General features: G+C 67.2%; 14 protein-coding genes and 3 pseudogenes. 15 read left to right on the forward strand and 2 right to left on the reverse strand.

What is annotated here, in order from left to right:
- Genes B133_RS0103330 through B133_RS0103345 form a run of 4 tightly spaced genes read left to right on the forward strand, consistent with a single transcriptional unit; the run spans nucleotide 1 to nucleotide 11,309 of the window.
- A complete protein-coding gene (locus B133_RS0103330; protein WP_018599297.1) occupies nucleotides 1–5,421 on the forward strand; it encodes a non-ribosomal peptide synthetase in 5,421 nt (1,806 codons plus the stop codon).
- Nucleotides 5,418–9,806, forward strand: a complete 4,389-nt coding sequence (locus tag B133_RS0103335; protein WP_018599298.1) for a non-ribosomal peptide synthetase — start codon at nucleotides 5,418–5,420, stop codon at nucleotides 9,804–9,806. The genes B133_RS0103330 and B133_RS0103335 overlap by 4 nt, the downstream gene beginning before the upstream one ends.
- Nucleotides 9,803–11,119: an NADPH-dependent L-lysine N(6)-monooxygenase MbtG gene (mbtG, locus tag B133_RS0103340; protein ID WP_018599299.1), complete on the forward strand. Its 1,317-nt coding sequence runs from the start codon at nucleotides 9,803–9,805 to the stop codon at nucleotides 11,117–11,119. The genes B133_RS0103335 and mbtG overlap by 4 nt, the downstream gene beginning before the upstream one ends.
- Nucleotides 11,097–11,309 carry an MbtH family protein gene (locus B133_RS0103345; RefSeq protein WP_018599300.1) on the forward strand — a complete coding sequence of 71 codons (213 nt, stop codon included), beginning with the start codon at nucleotides 11,097–11,099 and terminating at the stop codon, nucleotides 11,307–11,309. Before mbtG ends, B133_RS0103345 begins: the two co-directional genes overlap by 23 nt.
- Nucleotides 11,310–11,322: 13 nt before the next feature.
- On the opposite strand, the gene B133_RS0103350 is transcribed toward B133_RS0103345, so the two are convergent.
- Entirely contained in the window at nucleotides 11,323–11,631 is a 309-nt protein-coding gene (locus tag B133_RS0103350) for a type II toxin-antitoxin system VapB family antitoxin (RefSeq protein ID WP_018599301.1), read from the reverse strand.
- Between the two features lie 171 nt (nucleotides 11,632–11,802).
- On the opposite strand from B133_RS0103350, the gene hrcA reads away from it, so the two are divergent.
- From hrcA to era, 11 genes and pseudogenes are all read left to right on the forward strand, one after another.
- Nucleotides 11,803–12,834: a heat-inducible transcriptional repressor HrcA gene (gene hrcA, locus B133_RS0103355; protein ID WP_026255919.1), complete on the forward strand. Its 1,032-nt coding sequence runs from the start codon at nucleotides 11,803–11,805 to the stop codon at nucleotides 12,832–12,834.
- Between the two features lie 20 nt (nucleotides 12,835–12,854).
- Complete coding sequence (gene dnaJ, locus B133_RS0103360) at nucleotides 12,855–14,003, forward strand: molecular chaperone DnaJ (RefSeq protein ID WP_018599303.1); 1,149 nt, start codon at nucleotides 12,855–12,857, stop codon at nucleotides 14,001–14,003.
- Nucleotides 14,004–14,019: 16 nt separating this feature from the next.
- Nucleotides 14,020–14,766 carry a 16S rRNA (uracil(1498)-N(3))-methyltransferase gene (locus B133_RS0103365; protein WP_018599304.1) on the forward strand — a complete coding sequence of 249 codons (747 nt, stop codon included), beginning with the start codon at nucleotides 14,020–14,022 and terminating at the stop codon, nucleotides 14,764–14,766.
- A 135-nt stretch (nucleotides 14,767–14,901) separates the two neighbouring features.
- The gene (locus tag B133_RS24020) at nucleotides 14,902–15,069 is read left to right on the forward strand and encodes a hypothetical protein (protein WP_018599305.1); all 168 of its coding nucleotides are present in this window, start codon (nucleotides 14,902–14,904) and stop codon (nucleotides 15,067–15,069) included.
- A 159-nt stretch (nucleotides 15,070–15,228) separates the two neighbouring features.
- Nucleotides 15,229–15,939, forward strand: a pseudogene (locus B133_RS24785) (PhoH family protein); the annotation flags it as partial.
- A 567-nt stretch (nucleotides 15,940–16,506) separates the two neighbouring features.
- Nucleotides 16,507–16,758: pseudogene (locus tag B133_RS24790) on the forward strand (LAGLIDADG family homing endonuclease); the annotation flags it as partial.
- 258 nt (nucleotides 16,759–17,016) lie between these two features.
- Nucleotides 17,017–17,352 (forward strand): annotated as a pseudogene (locus B133_RS24795) (PhoH family protein); the annotation flags it as partial.
- On the forward strand, nucleotides 17,349–17,900 hold the full coding sequence (gene ybeY / locus B133_RS0103380) for an rRNA maturation RNase YbeY (protein ID WP_018599307.1): 552 nt from the start codon (nucleotides 17,349–17,351) through the stop codon (nucleotides 17,898–17,900). The pseudogene B133_RS24795 and the gene ybeY, both read left to right, overlap by 4 nt.
- Nucleotides 17,897–19,195 carry a hemolysin family protein gene (locus B133_RS0103385; RefSeq protein ID WP_018599308.1) on the forward strand — a complete coding sequence of 433 codons (1,299 nt, stop codon included), beginning with the start codon at nucleotides 17,897–17,899 and terminating at the stop codon, nucleotides 19,193–19,195. The genes ybeY and B133_RS0103385 overlap by 4 nt, the downstream gene beginning before the upstream one ends.
- A complete protein-coding gene (locus B133_RS0103390; protein WP_018599309.1) occupies nucleotides 19,188–19,505 on the forward strand; it encodes a hypothetical protein in 318 nt (105 codons plus the stop codon). Before B133_RS0103385 ends, B133_RS0103390 begins: the two co-directional genes overlap by 8 nt.
- On the forward strand, nucleotides 19,502–20,473 hold the full coding sequence (gene era / locus B133_RS0103395) for a GTPase Era (RefSeq protein ID WP_018599310.1): 972 nt from the start codon (nucleotides 19,502–19,504) through the stop codon (nucleotides 20,471–20,473). The genes B133_RS0103390 and era overlap by 4 nt, the downstream gene beginning before the upstream one ends.
- Before the next feature lie 175 nt (nucleotides 20,474–20,648).
- Here the strand turns inward: era and B133_RS0103400 are convergent, their stop codons facing one another.
- On the reverse strand, nucleotides 20,649–22,130 hold the full coding sequence (locus B133_RS0103400; RefSeq protein ID WP_018599311.1) for an amidase: 1,482 nt from the start codon (nucleotides 22,128–22,130) through the stop codon (nucleotides 20,649–20,651).
- Nucleotides 22,131–22,154: the final 24 nt, after the last annotated feature.

Raw genomic sequence — 22,154 nt, forward strand, 5'->3', positions numbered from 1 at the left:
GTGACTGACATCGCAGACGCACCTCGAACCTCCGACGCGCGGCTGGAACTGATGCGGCGCAAGCTTGCCGAACGCGGTCTGACTGCCGGGGCCGACCGCGCCGCCGTCGATCCCGGTGCACTGACCGACGGGCAACGCCGGATGTGGTTCGTACAGGGCTTCGACCCCAGCGGGGTGTTGCTCAATGTCTGCCTGTCCTACCGGCTCAGCGGAGAGATCGATGCCGAGGCACTGCACGACGCGGTGTATGCAGTAGCCCGGCGACACCCGATCCTGCGGACCACCTTCGCCGCCGATGAGAACGGCGAACCACGGGCCACGGTGCACGACGACCTGGCCCCGGCGTGGATGACGCACGACCTGTCCGAAAAGTCCGAGCGGGCGCGGCAATTGCGGCTCGAGGTGCTCGCACAGCGGGAGTTCGGTACCCCGTTCGATCTGGGCTCGGACTCGCCGCTACGCGTCACGCTGATCAAGACCGGCGCGGCCGAACACGTCATGCTGCTCGTCGCGCACCACATCGCCTGGGACGACGGGTCGTGGCGGGTGTTCTTCACAGATCTGACGCGCGCTTATGCCGGAGCCGAACTGCCCGAAACCCCCCGGGTGTACGGCAATCCGGTGCTTCGAGCGGCAGAGGCCGACGAGGACATCGCCTACTGGCGCCGGGTCCTGGCTGATCCGCCGGAGCCGTTGGAGCTGCCCGGCCCCGCGGGGTCGGCCATACCGACCAGCTTCCGCTCCCAACGCACCACGTTGACACTGGCGCCCGACACCGTCCAGAAGGTATCGGCGCTCGCGCGTGACACCGGGGCTACCCCTTTCATGGTGCTGCTGGCCGCTTTCGGCGCCCTGATCAAGCGCTACACCCACACCGACGACTTCCTGGTCGCCACACCGGTGCTCAACCGCGAATCCGACGAGACCATCGGCTATTACGGCAACACCGTGGCGATGCGGATGCGGGTCAGCCCGGTTGCCGGGTTTCAAGACCTGGTCACCGCGACCCGCGACACCGCGCTGGGGGCCTTCGCCCATCAGTGGGTGAACCTCGACCGCGTGGTGCGTGAACTGAACCCCGACCGACGCCACGGCGTCGAACGGATGACGAGGCTGAGCTTCGGTTTTCGCGAACCCGACGGTGGCGGGTTCCATCCCGATGGGGTGACGTGCCGGCGCGGTGAGCTACGGGGCCAGCACACCCAGCTGCCGCTGGGCTTCATGGTCGAATGGGATTCCACCGGTACCGGCGGTGTCGTCGTCGAGGCCGAACATCTCACCGAGGTCGTCGACGCCCCGCTGGCAGCTCAGATGCTGCGTCATTTCGCCGTGTTGCTCGAGCACGCACTCGACGATCCGCGCAAGCCGCTGTCTCGGCTGGAGCTCTTGACTCCCGAGGACGCCGAATGGATCCGCAACGTCAGCACGGGCGAGCAATTCCACACTCCAGCAAGCACATTGACGGACCTGGTGGCCGATCAGGCCGCGCGCACACCCGACGTGACCGCGGTGGTGTACGAAGGCAGGCACTACAGCTACCGTGAGCTCAACGAGTCGGCGAACCGGTTAGCGCACTGGCTCATCGGACAGGGCATCGGCACCGAGGACCGGGTGGCGGTCCTGCTGGATAAATCTCCCGAACTCGTCATCACGGCACTCGGCATCGTCAAAGCCGGCGCGGTGTACCTACCGGTGGATCCGACCTATCCCGAGGACAGGATCAACTACATCCTTGCCGACTCCGACCCGAAAATTGTGCTGCGCGAACCGGTCACCGGGCTGGAGAACCACCCGTGCACCGAGCCGACCGACACCGACCGACTGCGCCCATTGTCCCCCGACAACACCGCGTACCTGATCTACACGTCCGGGTCCACGGGCCTGCCCAAAGGCGTTCCGGTACCACACCGCCCCGTCGCCGAGTACTTCGTGTGGTTCGGCGGCGACTACGGCGTGTCACAGGACGACCGTCTGCTGCAGGTCGCCTCGCAGAGCTTCGACGTGTCGATCGGCGAGATCTTCGGCATGCTCGCCGCCGGTGCCCGGCTCGTCATCCCCAAGCCGGGCGGGCTCACCGACATCGGTTATCTCACCGACCTGCTGCGCGACGAGGGCATCACCTCGATGCACTTCGTGCCGTCGCTGCTCGGCCTGTTCCTGTCGCTGCCCGGAGTGAACGAATGGCGCACGCTGCAGCGCGTTCCGATCGGTGGAGAGGCCCTGCCGGGCGAGATCGCCGATAAGTTCCACGCCACGTTCGACGCGCTGCTGCACAACTTCTACGGGCCGACCGAAACCGTGCTCAACTGCACCCGCTACAAGGTGGAAGGAAAGCAGGGTGCTCGTGTCGTGCCGATCGGCACCCCGAAGATCAACACCACCATTCACCTGCTCGACGAGGCGCTGCAGCCCGTCGCACCCGGTGTGATCGGTGAAATCTACATCGGCGGAACACATATCGCGCACGGATACCACCACCGACCGGGCCTGACCGCCGAGCGCTTCGTCGCCGACCCGTTCAACGCCGGTGGCCGCATGTACCGTTCGGGTGACCTGGCGCGGCGCAACGCCGACGGCGACATCGAGTTCGTCGGCCGCGCCGACGAGCAGGTCAAGATCCGCGGGTTCCGCATCGAACTCGGTGAAGTGTCCGCGGCCATCTCCGTAGACCCGTCGGTCGGCCAGGCCGTCGTGGTGGTCAGCGACCTGCCCACGCTGGGCAAGAGTCTGGTCGCCTATGTGACTGCGGCACCCGGTGCCGACACGGTCGAGATCGACCGCATCCGGGCCAGGGTGAGTGCGGCGCTGCCCGAGTTCATGATCCCGGCGGCCTATGTCGAGCTCGCCGATATCCCGATCACCGCGCACGGCAAGATCGACCGCAGGGCTCTTCCCGAGCCGGAGATCATGTCCGCCAACGAATTCCGGGAACCCTCGACAGACACCGAACGCGAGGTGGCGGCACTATTCGCCGAGCTGCTCGATCGCGACCGGGTGGGCGCCGACGACTCGTTCTTCGACCTCGGCGGTCACTCGCTGCTGGCCACCAAGTTGGTCGCCGCGGTGCGCGCCCGCTGCGGCGTCGACGTCGGTGTTCAGGATGTCTTCGAGTACACCACCGTGTCGGGGCTGGCCGCTCGCATCGAGGCGCTGCGGGCCTGCGGCACGAGTGCTGACAGGCCTGTGATCGTCGCGGTGCCGCACGACGGGCCACTGCAGATGTCCGCCGCGCAGTTACGCCAATGGTTCCAGTTTCGCATCGACGGCCCCAACCCCGTGAACAACGTGCCGTTCGCGGCGCGACTGAGCGGGCCGTGCGATGTCGAGTTGTTGATCGCCGCGGTCAACGACGTCGTCGAGCGGCATGAGATCCTGCGGACCACGTACCGCGAAATCAACGGTGCGCCATACCAAATCGTGCACCCGCCGGCCCCGCTGATCGTGCGCCGGGCCCGCGGTGAGGATGAGGACTGGCTGCAGCGCGAACTCGATGCCGAGCGCAAGCACTGCTTCGATCTGGAAGCTGAACTGCCCATCCGGGCCGCGATCCTGTCCACCGGCGAGCAGCATGTGCTGTCCCTGGTGGTGCATCACATTGCCGCCGACCATTGGTCGGCCGCCGTGTTGTTCACCGATCTGCTCGCGGCGTACCACGCGCGGCGATCCGGACAACCGGTGGAGCTGCCACCATTGCCTGTGCAGTACGCGGACTTTGCGGCCTGGCAGGCCGAGTTGCTCGCCACGGTCGACGCGCAGCGGGACTATTGGACACGGCAGCTGGCCGGGCTGGCCGAGAACAACGTCGAGACCGGGCTGCAGCCGGACTTCCCGCGCCCGCCCGTGCCGACGGGCGAGGGGCGGGCGTTCGACTTCCACATCGATGCGCCGACCCGCGAGAAGCTCGTCGAGTTGACTCGCGAGCTCGGGGTCACCGAGTTCATGCTGCTGCAGACCGTTGTCGCGATCGCATTGCACAAGGCAGGCCAAGGCACCGACATACCGCTGGGCACTCCCGTGGCCGGGCGGACCGTACCCGAACTCGACGGGCTGATCGGGTTTTTCATCAACATCCTGGTGCTCCGTAACGACCTGTCGGGCAACCCATCCCTGCGTGAGGTGCTGCGCCGATCCCGCGATATGGCGCTGGCTGCCTACCAACATCAGGACCTGCCGTTCGACCGCGTCGTCGACGCCGTGAGCCCGGTGCGGTCGCTGTCGCGCAACCCGCTGTTCGGTGTCGTCGTGCACGTGCGGGACGACCTGCCGTCCGAGCAGATCATCGATTCGGGCCCCGACGGGGAAACACGTTTCACCGCACTGGAACCCACGTTCGACGTGGCCCACGCCGATCTGTCGCTGAACTTCTTCGCTCAGCCCGGTGCCGGGTACAAGGGCACCGTCATCTACCGCACCGAGCTGTACGAACCCGCGACCGCGCAACGGTTCGTCAAGTGGCTGCACCGCATCGTCGAAGCCTTCGTCACCGACGCCGACCAGACGCTGCGTGACATCAGCGTCATCGAACCGGACGAGCGACGGCGTCTCGTCGAGGACTGGAGCCGCCGGGCGGTACCACCGGAGGGGCTCCCGCAGACCGAGGGAGCGACGCATGTCTATGTCCTCGACAGATGGCGGGAGCCTGTAGCCGTCGGCGACATCGGCGACGTCTATCTCGCGGGCGGCGCAGTCGACGAGGCCGCTCGCACCGCGACAGCCGCGGCGGCACAACGGTTTGTGCCCAACCCCTTCGGTGCGGGGCAGCTGTATCGCACCGGCGACCGGGCGCGCTGGACCGCCGACGGCCGGCTGCAACCGGTCATCACAGGCGAGCCCCGCCTGCAGGCCGCGCTGGAGGCGCTCGACGGCGTCGCCGCAGCGGCCACCAGAAACTGGGACGAGAGCAACGGAGCACTGCTGGCCGGGTACATCGTCGCGCGGCAGGGCGGTGATGCGCAGGCCCTGCTGGAGGCTGTACATGCCGCGCTGCCAGACGAATTCGCCGGCATACCCATCAACATCGTCGACAACCTCGACATATTGGTGCGACCGACGGCGACGGTGCGCGCGGGATCGTCTGCGCCGCCTGCCACCGAGACCGAACGGGCCCTTGCCGCACTGCTGGCCGAGTTGCTCGACATCGACACGGTCGGGCGTTACGACGATTTCTTCGCCCTCGGCGGCGACAGCATCCTCGCCGTGCAGTTGGCGGCACGGGCACGCGACGCGGGGTTGTCGATGACGGCGCGGACGGTGTTCGAACATTCCGAGTTGGCCGAGTTGGCCGAGGCCGTCGACACCGGCGCCGCGAGTGCGGCATCCGGCGACACCCACCACGCTCCCATGGCCGCGTCGGGCCTGTCGGTCGATGAGCTGGCGACGCTGACCGCGGGCTGGAGAAAGGGCACGGACGGGACATCATGACCGCCACCGGAACTCCGTCGGGTGTCGACGACGTCTTGGCGCTGAGCCCGCTGCAGCAGGGGCTGTACTCACTGGCCGGACTGTCCGACGGCGCCGAAGGCGTCGATCCGTACGTCATCGCGATGGCTGCCGACATCGACGGCCAGCTCGACGCCGAGCTGCTGCGCGGTTGCGCCGAGGCGATGCTGATTCGCTATCCCAACCTGCGGGCCAGCTTCTTTCAGGGCAACCTGAGCCGCCCGGTGGCTGTCGTCCCCTCGGTGATCGAGCTGCCGTGGCGGCACGTCACCGTCACCGAGGCCGAGGCGGTCACGGTCGAATCCGACGAGCGAGCCAGGCCGTTTGACCTGGGGCGCGGACCGCTGATCCGGTTTCTGCTCATCGAGAAGCCTGAACGGCGGTGGCGGCTTGTCGTTGTGGCCCACCACATCACGATCGACGGTTGGTCGTTGCCGGTGTTCGTCGGCGAATTCCTCTCGCTGTACGCCGCCAAGGGGAGCAGCGCGGCACTGCCCGCATCGCCGCGGCCGTACCGCGACTACATCGGCTGGCTGGCCGGACGTGACCAGGACACCAGCCGGACCCGCTGGCGTTCGCACCTCGCAGGCCTGGACGGCCCGACCATGTTGTCCCCGGCACTATCCGGCCGAGAGACTCTGCCGGGGCTGCCCCAGCGCACCGAGGTCACCCTCGACGAGCAGCCGACGGCGGATATCGTGGCGGCCGCGCGCTCGCGCGGCGTCACCGTCAACACGTTGTTCCAAATGGCATGGGCGGCAATCCTGTCCGTGTTCACCGACCGTACCGACGTGGTGTACGGCGTCACGGTGTCGGGCCGTCCCGACGAGTTGTCCGGTGTCGAGTCCATGGTCGGGCTCTTCATCAACACAGTGCCGCTGCGCGTTCGGCTGGACCCGGCGCGGCCGGTGGGGGAGCAGTGCCTGGCGCTACAACGCGAAGCCGCCGATCTGCGAGACCACAGCTATCTCAGCCACACCGAACTGCGGTCGCTCGGTGAGGTCGGCGAGCTCTACGACACCCTGCTGGTGTACGAGAACTTCCCACCCGGCGGACTGGTCGGAAGCGGGGATTTTCCGCTCGACGGCGCTGTGCTGAAACCCGCTGCACTGGAGAGCCTCTCGCATTTCCCGGTCACCATCGCCGCCCACCCCACCCACGGCAGGCTCACGGTGCTGGTCGAAATACTCGACGGCGCACTGGGCCTGCTCGATCCGCAAGCGCTCGGGCAGCGGGTGCTCACGGTCGTTCAGCGCCTCCTACAGTTGTGGGACCGTCCCCTCCGTGAGGTGACCGTCACCCGGGATGACGAGCTGCGGCCCGCCGCCGTGGCCGACAGCGCCGATCGACCGGGCGGGTTCCACACCACGTTCACGACGGTCGCCGAGGCACGTCTTGGCTCCATCGCATTGAGTTGGGACGGCGGCGAACTCAGCTACCGTCAACTCGACGAGGCCGCCGACCTGCTGGCCGCCGGGTTGCACCGCCGCGGTGTACGCACCGAAACCGCCGTACCGATCCGGTTGCGGCGCGGACCCGACTACGTCGTGGCCATGTTGGCGGTGCTCAAGGCCGGCGGGCTCATCGTGCCGCTGGATCCCTCGATACCCGACGAACGCGTCGCGGAGATCCTGCGCCAGACCGGGGCGACGCTCGTCGTCGACGAGGCCCTGCTGGCGGAGGTCCGCGCCGAGCCGGCCACCGAACACACTGCGGCACAGGTGCATCCCGGCCAGGGGGCCTACATCGTCTTCACTTCCGGTACCACGGGAAAACCCAAGGGTGTCATCGGAACCCACCGGGCCTTGTTGGCCTACGGCGCCGACCATGCCCGCCGCGTGTTGCGCCCGGCGGCGAAGCGGCTCGGCCACCCGCTGCGCATTGCCCACGCGTGGTCGTTCACCTTCGACGCGGCCTGGCAACCGCTGGTCGCCCTGCTCGACGGGCACACCGTGCACATCGTCGGCGACGACGTGCAGCGCGACGCCGAGGCTCTCGTCGACACCATCGGCCGCTACGCGATCGACATGATCGACACCACGCCGTCGATGTTCAGCCAGCTGCGGGCCGCGGGGCTGCTCTCACGGGTTCCGCTGGCCGTGCTGGCCCTGGGTGGCGAAGCCATCGATCCCGCGGCGTGGCAGGCAATCCGCTCCGAGTGCGACCGCACCTGGATGTCGGCGCACAACTGCTACGGGCCAACCGAGACCACAGTCGAGGCGGTCGTCGCCACCATCACCGAGCACACCCTGCCATGCATCGGCGACCCCACCGACTCGACTGTCGCCTACATCCTCGACCACTGGCTGCGGCCGGTTCCCGACGGGGTGACCGGTGAGTTGTACCTGGCCGGTGGACAACTCACCCGCGGTTATGTCGGCAGGCCCGGCGAGACGGCGACCCGGTTCGTCGCGGATCCGGTCAATCCCGGGGCCCGCATGTACCGGACCGGCGACGTGGTGCGCCGCCGTCCGGGATCGCGCGCCATCGAGTTTCTGGGCCGCGGCGACGATCAGGTCAAGATCCGCGGGTTCCGGGTCGAGCCGGGCGAGGTCGCCGCGGTGCTCAGCCGGCTGCCCGACGTCCACCACGCCCATGTCGCGGTGCGCCGGCACCGCAGCGGACCGCGCCTGACGGCCTACGTGGCGGGCGACGCGCCCACCGCCGAGCTGCGCCGCGCACTGTCTGCTACGTTGCCGAGATACCTGGTGCCACACCACATCATCGCCGTCAATGAGATTCCGCTGACCGGCAACGGCAAGGTCGACGCCGCCGCGCTGGCCGCCCTTGATCCGGATGGCCTGGTCGACGGGTCCGAGGCTCCGGCGACCGACACCGAGAAGGTGCTGGCGGAGGTGCTCGCCGGCATACTCGACACCGGTCACATCGACGTCACCGCGGACTTCCTGGAATTGGGGCTGGACAGCATCGTGGCGCTGTCGGTGGTGCAGGCGGTGCGCCGCCGCGGCATCGCGATGCGCGCGCGGCTGATGCTGGACTGTTCGACGGTCCGCGACCTCGCGTCGGCGATCGACGACGACGAGGTCCGTGTCGACGATGTCGATGAGGACTCGAGTCCGATTCCGTTGCTACCCAACGGTCGTTGGCTCTATCAGCACGGTGACCCACGTCGGCTGGCGCAGACTGAGGCGTTCCGCCTGCCTCAGGGCACCACCAGGAGCCACCTCGACACGCTGTTGCGCACCGTGATCGAGGGGCACGAGGTGCTGCGCACGCGGCTGGACCCCAACACCATGACGCTCGTCGCACACCCGACGGCGGACGTGCTCTGCGAGGCGACGGCGTCGGGCGACCTGGCCGCCGCGGTGGCCGAGCAGACCAGGCTGTCGGTGGAACGGATCGACCCGCAACAGGGTTCGATGTTCGACGCGGTATGGCTGCACCATCCCGACGCCGGTGCGGGTGTGCTGATCCTCACCGGCCACGTGTTGGCGCTGGACCCGGCGTCGTGGCGGATCATGGTCGGCGAACTCGAGACGGCCTGGCATGCGCTGGCGGCTGGGCGCACACCCACGCCGGTCCGCGAGCACACGTCGCTGCGGCAGTGGTCACGCCTGCTGTCCGACCGCGCCCTCAAACTCGACACGTGCGAGTTCTGGGGGCGGCAGTTTGAAGGCGACGATCCTGACCTCGGCGCCCGGCGCGTCGATCCGGCCACCGACCGGATGAGCGACGTCGTGGTCGAGATGTCCTTCGCCGAACCGGATCTCACCGCGCGTCTGCTCAACGCACCCGTACCGGTGACCGAGGTGCTGGCCGCGACAACGGCCCGCGCGCTGACCGAGTGGCGCCGCCGGCGCGGCCAGCCGACCCCGGCGCCGTTGCTCGCGCTGGAAACCTACGGGCGGTCGGACGCCGTGCTCTCGGCAGGTCTCGGTGGCGAAGACCGCGACGTCGACACCGGGGATACCGCCGGCTTGCTCAGCATGATCTATCCGCTGCGTCTGACCGCCGACGATGCTCGCGGCGTCGCGGCCGAGGTCGCCGCCATCCCCGGCGATCCGATCGACTTCGGTCTGCTCCGCCACTTGCGGGAAGACACCGCCGAGCGGCTTGGTGTTCACCGGGATCCGCAGATCCTGCTGAATTACCTGGGCCGCATCGCACTCGACTCGGCGGACAATGCTCTGCAGCAGGATCGGTCCCTGACGGCGAAAGTGTCGCCGGTACCCGAACCCAATGTCGCGATCCGCCACGAACTGACCATCTTGGCCGCGGTGATCGACCGCGGCGGGGCCGCCGTACTCGGCACCCAGTGGCGTACCCTGCCCGACATCCTGTCCGGCGCCGATATCGCTGCGCTGCAGGCGATCTGGCTGGATGCCCTGCGAGAGGTGACCGCGTGAGCACTCCGAGGCGCACACTGGCCGTGATCGGTGCGGGCCCCAAGGCGATCGCGGTGGCGGCCAAAGCCGCCGAGCTGCGGGCCATGGGCCTGAGCGCTCCCGACGTCGTCGTCGTCGAACGCGCCGGCGTCGCGGCCAACTGGCAGGCCATCGGCGGCTGGACCGACGGGCAGCACCGGCTGGGCACCAGCCCGGAAAAAGACGTCGGCTTCCCGTACCGGTCCTCGTTGGTACCTCGTCGCAATGCCGAACTCGACGAACGTATGGTGCGGCACAGCTGGCAGTCGTACCTGATCGGCATCGGCCACTTCGCCGAGTGGATCGATCGGGGTCGCCCGGCACCCACCCATCGCCGCTGGAGCCAATACCTGAACTGGGTGGCCGACAACATCGGTATGACCGTGGTGTCCGGTGAGGTAACCGAGATCGGCGTCGACGACAGCCAGACCGCTTGGGTGTTGCGCACCCATGACGACACCGTGCGGGTCGACGCGGTCATGGTCACCGGCCCGGGACAGGCGGAAAAGGCCATCCTGCCGGGCAATCCGAGAGTGCTGTCCATCGCCCAGTTCTGGCATCGCGCCGCGGCGCAGGAACTCATCTCCGCCGAACGGGTGGCGGTGATCGGCGGCGGCGAGACCGCGGCGACCATGCTCAACGAGCTGTTCCGCCACCGGGTTTCGACCATCACCGTGATCTCGCCGCAGATCACGCTGTTCACCCGCGGCGAGGGATTCTTCGAGAACACGCTGTATTCGGACCCCACCCATTGGTCCGGCCTGACCCTGTCGGAACGCCGCGATGCCATCAACCGCACCGATCGGGGGGTGTTCTCGGCACGGGTCCAGGAGGCGCTCCTGGCCGACGACCGCATCCGCCATCTGCGCGGCCGCGTCGCACATGCCGTCGGCCGCGACGACCGCATCCGGTTGACGCTGCTCAGCGACAAGGGTGCTGAACGGCTGGAGACCGTGCACGGATTCGACCTCGTGATCGACGGATCGGGCGCTGACGCACTGTGGTTCGTCCCGCTGCTGGCCCAGGACGCCCTCGACATGCTGGAGCTCGGTCTGGGGTGCCCGCTGACGTCGGAGAGCCTGCAGGATTCGATCGGCAACGATCTCGCGGTCTCCGGGGTGAACCCGAAGTTGTTCCTGCCGGGACTGGCGGGCCTGAACCAGGGTCCCGGTTTCCCCAACCTGAGCTGCCTCGGGCTGCTGTCCGACCGCGTGCTGGCGGCCGACCTGGGCGCCCACTCAGCCACCACAGAAAGATCGACGAGGAGCACCGATGAGCACCAATCCGTTCGATGACGACAACGGCACGTTTTTCGTTCTGGTGAACGACGAGGACCAGTACAGCCTCTGGCCGGCGTTCGCCGATGTGCCCGCCGGATGGTGGGTGGTCTTCGGGGAGAGCGACCGGGTGGACTGCCTGGCCTATGTCGAGCGGACCTGGACGGATCTGCGACCGAGAACCCTACGCGCGGCCATGGCGGAGTAGCGGGCCACGCTAGTCACGCGCGGTGCAGCGAGTCCATGTCGAACAGCCGGGCATGCAGGATGGTGCGGTTCCGCAGCGCGGCACGCACCGCGCGGTGCAGGCCATCCTCCAGATAGATGTCGCCGTGCCACCTGACCGCGTGCGGGAACAGATCGCCGTAGAACGTCGAGTCCTCCGACAACAGCCGATCCAGGGCGAGCACCGTGGTGGTGGTCACCAACTCGTCGAGCCGCAGTTGCCGGGGCGGGATACGGGACCAGTCGCGATAGCTCAATCCGTGCTCGGGATAGGGCTTGCCCTCGATGACACGTTTGAAGATCATCGCCGACCTGCTTGCGGGCCACCTGTACACGGTCTTGCCAACGGCATGGTTGCAGGCTAGTCCTCGCCCTGCTCCGCACGCATTGTCGATGGGGTCGGTGAAGGTCTCGCCAGTCAGTAAAATGGATCAGGCGATATGAGCCCCTGGTAACTCGGAAGGGCAGGTGAACACGTGGGTAGTGCCGACGATCGTCGTTTTGAAGTGTTGCGCGCCATCGTCGCCGACTTCGTTGCCACCAAGGAGCCGATCGGTTCGAAAACCCTCGTCGAACGCCACAACCTGGGTGTGTCCAGCGCGACCGTGCGCAATGACATGGCAGTGCTGGAGGCCGAGGGCTACATCACTCAACCGCACACCAGCTCGGGTCGGGTGCCCACGGAGAAGGGCTACCGCGAGTTCGTCGACCGCATCGACAACGTCAAACCGCTGTCGTCGTCCGAGCGTCGCGCCATCCTCAACTTCCTCGAATCCGGCGTCGACCTCGACGACGTGCTGCGCCGGGCTGTGCGCCTGCTCGCCCAGCTGACCCGGCAGGTGGCCATCGTGCAGTACCCGACGCTGTCCACCTCGACCGTGCGCCACCTCGAGGTGGTGGCTTTGACCCCGGCGCGGCTGCTGCTGGTGGTCATCACCGATACCGGCCGGGTGGACCAGCGCATCGTCGAACTCGGCGACGCCATCGACGAGCACGAACTGTCCAAGCTGCGGGAAATGCTGGGCCAGGCCCTAGAGGGCAAGCGATTGACCGCCGCATCGATTGCGGTGTCGGATCTGGCCAGCCACCTCAACGGCAGCGGCGGTCTGGCCGACGCGGTCGGGCGTTCGGCCACCGTGCTGGTCGAGACGCTGGTCGAGCACGTCGAGGAGCGGCTGCTGCTCGGCGGCACTGCCAACCTGACCCGCAACACCGCCGACTTCGGCGGCTCGCTGCGGTCGGTGCTGGAAGCGCTGGAAGAACAGGTCGTGGTGTTGCGGCTGTTGGCGGCGCAGCAGGAGGCCGGCAAGGTCACCGTGCGTATCGGCCACGAAACCGAGGCCGAGCAAATGGCGGGGACGTCGGTGGTCAGTACCGCCTACGGCAGTTTGGGCAAGGTGTACGGCGGCATGGGTGTGGTGGGGCCCACTCGAATGGACTATCCGGGAACTATCGCTAATGTCGCTGCGGTTGCTCTCTACATTGGTGAAGTCTTAGGCAGCCGCTGAGCGGCAGTGAAAGGTCTGGCGTGGCACGCGATTATTACGGCTTGCTCGGAGTGAGCAATGGTGCGAGTGATTCGGAGATCAAGCGCGCCTATCGGCGGCTGGCCCGCGAACTGCACCCCGATGTCAATCCCGACGAGCAGGCCCAGGCCCGGTTCACCGAGATCCAGGTGGCCTACGAGGTGCTGAGCGATCCCGAGAAGCGCCGCATCGTCGACATGGGTGGCGATCCCATGGAGACCGTCGGTGCCGCCAACGGAGGATTCAGTGGCTTCGGCGGTCTCGGTGACGTCTTCGAGGCATTTTTCGGTGGCGGTACCGCGTCGCGCGGTCCCATCGGTCGGGTCCGGCCCGGTGCCGATTCCCTGCTGCGGATGCGCCTGGATCTGGAGGAATGCGCCACCGGGGTGACCAAACAGGTCACGGTGGACACCGCGGTGCTGTGCGACCTGTGCCAGGGCAAGGGCACCAACGGCAAGTCCACCCCGGTGACCTGCGACACCTGTGGCGGGCGCGGCGAGATCCAGACTGTGCAGCGATCGCTGCTGGGTCAGGTGATGACGGCGCGTCCGTGCCCTGTGTGTGGGGGTGTCGGTGAGGTGATCCCGGATCCGTGCACGCGCTGTGGCGGCGACGGCCGGGTGCGCTCCCGGCGCGAGATCAGCGTCAAGATTCCGGCCGGCGTCGGCGACGGGATGCGGGTGCGGCTGGCGGCCCAGGGCGAGGTCGGCCCCGGCGGTGGCCCGGCAGGCGACCTGTACGTAGAGGTGCACGAAAAGCAGCACCCCACCTTCGTTCGCGACGGTGACGACCTGCACTGCACGGTGTCCGTCCCGATGGCCGACGCCGCGTTGGGTACCTCCGTCAGCGTCGCAGACATCCTCGACGGCGACACCGAGATCGCCATCGCCGCGGGCACCCAGCCCGGTGCGGTCACCACGCTGCGCGGCCACGGTATGCCGCATCTGCGCTCGGGCGTGCGCGGCGACCTGCACGCCCATATCGACGTCGTGGTGCCGTCACGGCTCGATCACACCGACATAGAACTGCTGCGCAAGCTCAAGGAGAACCGGCCCCGCGACACCGCCGAGGTGCGTTCGACGCAGGCGTCGGCGGCGGCCGGGAACGGTGGGCTGTTCAGCAGGCTGCGCGAGACGTTCTCCGGCCGCTGACGGCCGTGGCACCGATGTGACCAGGGCGCTGTTCTACCTCGATGCGCTGCCTGCGCCCGGCGAGCTCGCCCTCCTGGACGGCGACGAGGGTTTCCACGCGGCCAATGTCCGGCGCATTCGGGCCGGCGAAGAGATCGACCTCGGGGACGGCGCCGGGACGCTCGCGCACTGCGTCGTCGAGGACACCGCCAAGGGCCGGTTGTCGGCGCGGGTGCTGGAGCGACGCGTCGTCGCAACTTCGCGCCCGTACGTGACCATCGTGCAAGCCCTGCCCAAGTCGGACCGGTCCGAGCTGGCCGTGGAGCTGGCCACCGAGGCCGGTGCCGATGCGTTCATCGCCTGGCAGTCGGCCCGGTGCGTGGCGCGCTGGGACGGACTCAAGGCGGACAAGGGGCTGCGTCGGTGGGAGGCGGTGGCTCGCTCGGCATCCCGGCAGGCCCGCCGGGCCCACATCCCGGCGGTTGACGGCGTGGTGTCGACGGCCGAATTGACCCGACGTGTCGCCGCCGCGGCGGCGGACGGCGCGCTCGTACTGGCGCTGCATGAGTCGGCGACCGAGCCCATCACCGAATCGGCTCTCGCCCAAGCTGATTCGCTGATACTGATTGTCGGACCGGAGGGCGGTATCGCCGACGAGGAGCTCGTGGCACTGAACACAGCCGGCGCCCGGGCGGTGCGGCTGGGACCCACAGTGCTGCGTACGTCGACGGCTGCGGCGGTCGCGTTGGGCGCGATCGGTGCACTGACATCGCGCTGGGTCTGAGGGATTTTCTGCCAGCCGACGATCAATTTCTGCCAACGGAATTATCTGGTTGACCTGGGTGTTCTAGCCAGCAGACCGGCGACGAAGAGGACACCACCGGCCGCTACCGCAGTAGACGAAGGAAGCGGGATCATCATGAAAAAGTTCGGGTTTGCCACCATCATCGCCAGTGGCATGGCTGCCGCAGTCCTGGGTCTGGCCGGGCCCGCGCAGGCCGACGTCGGCCACCACGACTGGCTGGATCAGATCGGCCCGCACGTGACGGTGCCGCAGGTCGACACCACTGTCCACCAGAGCCCCTAACGGCCACACTCTCTGCGAAGGGCGCCCCTGCTGGGGCGCCCTTCGCCGTCTGCGCTGCTTATCCATTGGGAGGTGTCACAGACCGGCGGTAAACTGGTCTGAGCAAACCACCCTGGAAGTGCCACGACTCGTATACCGAAGGCAGGAACCAAACCCCACGTGACGCCCCGCGAGACAACAGCTGATTCCTCGGCTTCCTCACTGGAATCGGTCCGCAGCAGCATCAGTGTTCAACCCGACATCATCGTGGGTCTGCTGGGTTCGGCTGACGGGAACCTGAGGGCGCTCGAACGCCTGCTCGCCGCCGACATCCACGTGCGCGGCAACGAGATCACCTTCGCCGGCGAACCGGCCGACGTGGCACTGGCCGAACGCGTCATCGCCGAACTGGTCGCCGTCGCATCCAGCGGGCAGGCGGTGACGCCGGATGCGGTGCGGCACAGCGTCGCGATCCTGACCGGCACCGAGGACGAATCGCCAGCCGAGGTGCTGACGCTGGACATTCTGTCCCGGCGCGGCAAGACCATCCGGCCCAAGACGCTCAACCAGAAGCGCTACGTCGACGCCATCGATGCCCACACCATCGTCTTCGGGATCGGCCCCGCCGGTACCGGCAAGACGTACCTGGCCATGGCGAAAGCGGTCAGCGCTCTGCAGACCAAGCAGGTCAGCCGGATCATCCTGACCCGCCCCGCGGTGGAAGCCGGTGAGCGCCTTGGTTTCCTGCCCGGCACGCTCAGCGAGAAGATCGATCCGTACCTGCGGCCGCTCTATGATGCCCTGCACGACATGATGGATCCCGAGCTGATCCCAAAGCTGATGAGCGCCGGGGTGATTGAGGTCGCGCCGCTGGCATACATGAGGGGCCGGGCGCAACCGTTGTTCACCAACGTGCTCACACCCGGCGGGTTCCGTCCGATCGGCGAGATCAAGGTCGGTGATTTCGTGATCGGCTCGGATGGATCACCGACGGAAGTGACTGGCGTATACCCGCAGGGCTTCAAGGAGATCTATCGGGTCTGCATGCAGGACGGTGCGTCGACGCTCGCGTCCGGTGACCATCTGTGGGCGGTGTACACGGCTTCGGACCGACGGCGAAACAAGCCGGCTCGGGTGCTGGAGACCAAGGAGATGATCGGGAATCTCCGAGCCGCCCACGCCCACCGCTACGAGCTGCCGCTGCTGAGTGCTCCGGTGATGTTCGAGTCTCGGCCGGTGCCGATGGATCCGTATGCCTTGGGGTTGCTGTTGGGCGACGGATGTTTCTCCTCCCACGCGACCCCGACCTTCGCGACGAAGGATCCGGAGCTGGCGGAGGCGCTCGAGACCCTTGTTCCCGGCATCGTGGTTCGCCGCAAGACCGAGATCGATTACGTGCTGAATCGTGTCGCCAGCCCAGGCGAAGTGATCACGATCGAGAACCCGGTCACCGGAGTCATGCGCCGCCTGGGTTTGGCCGGTAAGAAATCTGACACGAAGTTCGTTCCGGCCGACTACCTGTTCAATTCGCCGGACGTGCGGTTGGCCGTGCTGCAGGGTCTCCTTGACACCGACGGAGGCCCTGTCACGCAGGACGGCCGGACCTGCCGGGTCCAGTACACGACCGCATCTGATCGGCTGCGGGATGATGTGGTCTTCCTCGTCGAGTCGCTGGGCGGTGTCGTCTATGTGCGCACGCGGAAAGCCGAGGGGCGTAAGCCCGGACTGGCCCGGGGGCGCGAAGTTCATCACCGTCTTGACGCCCACATTCTTGACATCCGCCTACCTGCAGGCGTCGTACCGTTCCGGCTGGTGCGTAAGGCGGCGAAGTACGACGAGACGGGCGGCGGCCGGCCGATGCGGTTCATCGACCGTATCGAACCGGCGGGCACCACGGAGGCCGTGTGCATCAGCGTGGCGGCCGAAGACTCGCTCTACGTCACCGAGGATTTCCTGCTCACCCACAACACCCTCAACGACGCGTTCATCATTCTCGACGAGGCGCAGAACACCACCGCCGAGCAGATGAAGATGTTCCTGACCCGGCTCGGGTTCGGGTCCAAGGTCGTCGTCACCGGTGACATCACCCAGATGGATCTACCCGGCGGTGCCACCTCCGGGTTGCGCGCCGCCATGACCATTCTCGACGGTATCGAAGACATCCACTTCGCCGAACTGACCAGTGCTGACGTGGTTCGCCACCGGTTGGTATCGGAAATCGTCGACGCCTACGCACGACATGAGGAGCCGGCATTGTTGAACCGGGCCCAGCGCCGATCATCGACCGGGCGGTCACGGCAATGAGCATCGAGGTATCCAACGAGTCGGGCATCGACGTTTCGGAGTCGGAACTCATCAGCGTCGCGCGGTTCGTCATCGAGAAGATGGATGTGCATCCGGCAGCCGAGCTTTCGATGGTGTTGGTGGACAGCGCCGCGATGGCCGACCTTCACATGCGGTGGATGGACCTGCCGGGCCCCACCGATGTCATGAGTTTCCCGATGGACGAGCTGGAGCCCGGCGGCCGGCCGGACTCATCCGAGCCGGGGCCGGCGATGCTCGGCGACATCGTGCTCTGCCCGGAGTTCGCCGAGCAACAGGCGGTCAAGGCGGGGCATTCGCTCGGCCAGGAGCTGGCATTGCTGACGGTGCACGGGGTGCTGCATCTGCTGGGCTACGATCACGCCGAGCCCGATGAAGAAAAAGAGATGTTCGCCCTGCAGCGCCAACTCCTCGAGGAGTGGGTGGCCAATCAGGTGCAGGCCTACCACGACGACCAGCAGACCCAGAAGGACCAGCGCCTGCTGGACGAGTCCCGATACTTTGACGAATTCAACGGCGACGAACGGTGAGCGGACTCGCCCCACTGCTCGGCGCCATCGCGCTGGTCGGGTTCGGCGGGCTGTTCGCTGCGATCGACGCGGCACTGTCGACGGTGTCCATTGCCCGCATCGAAGAACTGGTCCGTGACGAGCGGCCCGGCGCGGCCCGGCTGTCGCGGGTGGTCGCGGAGCGGCCCCGCTACATCAATCTCGTAGTCCTGCTGCGTATCACGTGCGAAGTCTGTGCGACGGTGCTGTTGGTCGCCTATCTCGACGGTCACCTCGGGGTGAGTTGGGGCCTGGTGGCCGCGGCGGCGATCATGGTGGTCACCAGTTTTGTGGCCATCGGCGTCGGCCCCCGCACCGTCGGCCGACAGAACGCCTACTCGATCGCGCTGGCGTCCGCGATACCGCTGCAGGCGATTTCGATGCTGTTGACACCTATCAGCCGCCTGCTGGTGCTGATCGGCAACGCACTCACGCCTGGCCGCGGTTTCCGCAACGGCCCGTTCGCCTCCGAGATCGAGCTGCGTGAAGTGGTCGATCTGGCTCAGCAGCGCGGCGTGGTGGCCGATGAGGAACGCCGAATGATCCAGTCGGTGTTCGAGCTCGGCGACACTCCTGCGCGCGAGGTGATGGTGCCGCGCACCGAGATGGTGTGGATCGAGAGCGACAAGTCTGCGGGGCAAGCCACCTCGTTGGCGGTGCTCAGCGGACATTCCCGCATCCCCGTGATCGGGGAGAACGTCGACGACGTCGTCGGCGTGGTCTATCTCAAAGACCTTGTCCAGCAGACCTACTACTCCACCAATGGTGGCCAGGACACCACGGTGGCGCAGGTGATGCGGTCGGCGGTGTTCGTCCCGGACTCCAAACCGCTCGACGAATTGCTCAACGACATGCAGCTTGCCCGTAACCACATGGCGCTGCTGGTCGATGAGTATGGCGCGATCGCCGGGCTGGTCACCATCGAGGACGTGCTGGAGGAGATCGTCGGCGAGATCGCCGACGAGTACGACACCGATGAGGTGGCGCCCGTGGAAGACTTGGGCGACAAGCAGTTCCGGGTTTCCGCGCGGTTGCCGATCGAGGATCTCTGCGAACTGTATGACCTGGAGCCTGACGAGGATCTCGACGTCGACACCGTCGGCGGCCTGCTTGCATTGGAACTGGGCCGCGTCCCGCTGCCCGGTGCACAGGTGGACTGGGGTCGGCTGCGGTTGCGCGCCGAAGGTGGCCCCGCTCGTCGGGGCCGGGTGCGGGTCGGCACCGTGCTCGTGAGCCCGATCGAGACCGATGAACAGGAGCTAACCGTCGATGACTGAACTTGACGCCGAGGACGCCAAACTCGTGGTGCTCGCCCGTGGGGCGATGGGCCGGGCCGAGACATCGGCCGGTGCTGCCGTCCGCGATCTCGATGGGCGTACCTACGCCGGCGCACCGGTGGAGCTGGCGGCGCTGCGGCTGACCGCACTGCAGGCGGCAGTGGCGGCCGCTGTCTCCAGCGGTGCCACAGGTCTGGAGGCGGCGGTCCTGGTCGGCGGCTCCGAACAGGACGCCGGAGTGGCTGCGGTGCGGGAGCTTTCCGCCGATGCCGCGGTGGTCGTCACCGACCGGGCAGGAAATCCGGTATGACCGACGATGTCGAATTCCGTTCCGGCTTTGTGTGTTTCGTCGGCCGGCCCAACACCGGCAAGTCGACGCTGACCAACGCGCTGGTCGGCAGCAAGGTCGCGATCACGTCGAATCGGCCGCAGACCACGCGGCACACCATCCGCGGCATCGTGCACCGTGAGGACTTCCAGATCATCCTGGTCGACACACCGGGCTTGCACCGGCCCCGCACCCTGCTGGGCCAGCGGCTCAACGATCTGGTCAAGGACACGTACTCCGAGGTCGATGTGATCGGCTTGTGCATCCCCGCCGACGAGGCGATCGGCCCGGGAGACCGCTGGATATATCAGCAGATCCGTGCGGTCGCACCGAAGACCACCCTGATCGTGATCGTCACCAAGATCGACAAGGTGTCCAAGGATCGCGTCGCCGCACAGTTGATGGCGGTCAGTGAACTGGTCCGCGGACGCGAGGAGCAATCAGGATCCCGCGGACGCGAGGAGCAATCAGAATCGAGCCCCGACACTGAGATCGTCCCGGTGTCGGCCACCGCCAACGAACAACTCGACGTGCTCACCGATGTCCTCGTCTCCAAGCTGCCGCCGGGCCCCGCGTATTACCCCGACGGTGAGCTGACCGACGAGCCCGAGGAAGTCCTCATGGCCGAGCTGATCCGCGAGGCCGCGCTGGAAGGCGTGCGCGACGAACTGCCGCACTCCCTGGCCGTGGTGATCGAGGACGTCGAGGAACGGCCAGGACGCGATGCCGACAATCCCCTCATCGACGTGCACGCGATCCTCTATGTCGAGCGGGACAGTCAGAAGGGCATCGTCATCGGCAAAGGCGGTGCACGGCTGCGCGAGGTCGGCACCGCGGCCCGCACCCAGATCGAAAAGCTGCTCGGCACAAAGGTTTATCTGGATCTGCGGGTCAAGATCGCCAAGAACTGGCAGCGTGACCCCAAACAGCTCGGGCGACTCGGCTTCTGAGTCTCGGGACCGGCTGAACACGCAGTGACGATGTTGCACACCTCGCCGGATCCGGTCACCCGAACAGCACGGTTGACCCGGTGGGGTCTTTGTGTGCGCCGGGGTTTGCATTCTGCCGGGCCACTGTCGACCGCACATCCGGGGTGACGCACAAGAGGGGCGATGGAGTAGGCGACTACTCGATTCTTTGCTGCTGCGGCGAAGTCGCCTCCGGAGTGTGCCACCACGGCGCGGGTTGTCTGGCGACCCAATCGTTGATCGCTTCCAACTCGGCGGCCAGTGAGATCAACAGCGGCTCACTGTTGGCCGGACCCATCAGTTGCACGCCGATTGGCAACCCGTCGGAGGTGAAGCCGGCCGGGACGCTGATTGCCGGCCAGCCCAGCAGGTTCCACGGCCAGGTTATCGGGCAGTATCGGATGGCTGCGCGTTCGGTGGCGGTCCAGCTGAGCCGGTCGAATTCGTGCGTCAGGGGCGGTGGCAGGGCGGTGGTGGGCGCGATGATGACGTCGACGAGGTTGAAGATCCAGCCGACGCGGCGTCGTGCCTCAGCTTCGTGGGCCCTGGCTTTGCGCAGCACATCCTCGGAGAGCAACCGGCCGATGCGCATGTTGATCACAGTGCGTTCGTCGTAGTTGACACCGTGGTGTTGCTCGCCGAGTCTCTCGGCCCAGTCCAGCAGTCCGGCAGTGGAGCGCGATAGGAAATCCCACGACATCCGGCGGCTGTAATGGGGGTCTTTTCTGACGACGCTGTGTCCCAGCTGGCCGAGTTGTTCGGCGACGGTGTGCAGCCCGGCGAGGATCTCCGGGTTCAGCCTGGCCCGAAATCCGGTGAACGGGAAGGCCGTCGACATCGCGACCCGCAGCGGCCCCGGCGCTTGACCTACGTAGTCGGCGGTCTGCACGGGTGGTGGTTGGTGCAGGTCGTCGGTGGCATTGCCCGATGCGGCGTCGAGTACCAGTGCGGCGTCGCTGACGGTACGGGCCAGCACCCCGTTGACGGTGATGCCGTTGAACGCTTCGGGCAGCGGCGAGGTGGAGATCCGTCCGCGCTGCGGTTTGATACCGACCAGGTGGGTCCAGGCCGCGGGGATGCGGACGCTGCCCGCGCCGTCCGAGCCGATGGCCGCGCTGACCAGTCCGGCGGCTACGGCTGCCGCGCTGCCGCCGGAGGAGCCGCCCGCGCTGTGTTTACGTGACCACGGATTGCGGGTGTGGCCGAATGCCGGTCCACCGGTGAACGGCCACTGCCCGAGCTCGCAGGTGTTGGTCTTGCCGACGATGACCGCGCCGGCCTCTCTGAGCCGGCGCACCACCTCGGAGTCGGCCGTGGCCGGTCGGACATCGGCGTCGGTGCCGAAGCGGGTGGGCACCCCGGCAATGTCGACGTCGTCCTTGACGGCGATGGGAATTCCCAGCAGCGGCAGTTGCTCACCGGCCGCGCGTTTGCGGTCGGCGGCGGTGGCGTCGGTCATCGCCTGCTCGGCGAGGACCACCCGGAACGCGTTGAGCGTGGACTGGCTGGCGGCGATGGCATGCAGTGACCGCTGTACCAGTTGCTCAGATGTGACGGCGCCACTGGCGAGCTGGTAGAGCTGATTGACGAGGGTATCCAGGACTGGAGAGGTCGAGTCGGTGGCCGTGGATTTTCCCATCACATTTGAGGATATCGGCGGTGC

The organism is Mycobacterium sp. 155 (genome assembly GCF_000373905.1).
Lineage (GTDB): Bacteria > Actinomycetota > Actinomycetes > Mycobacteriales > Mycobacteriaceae > Mycobacterium.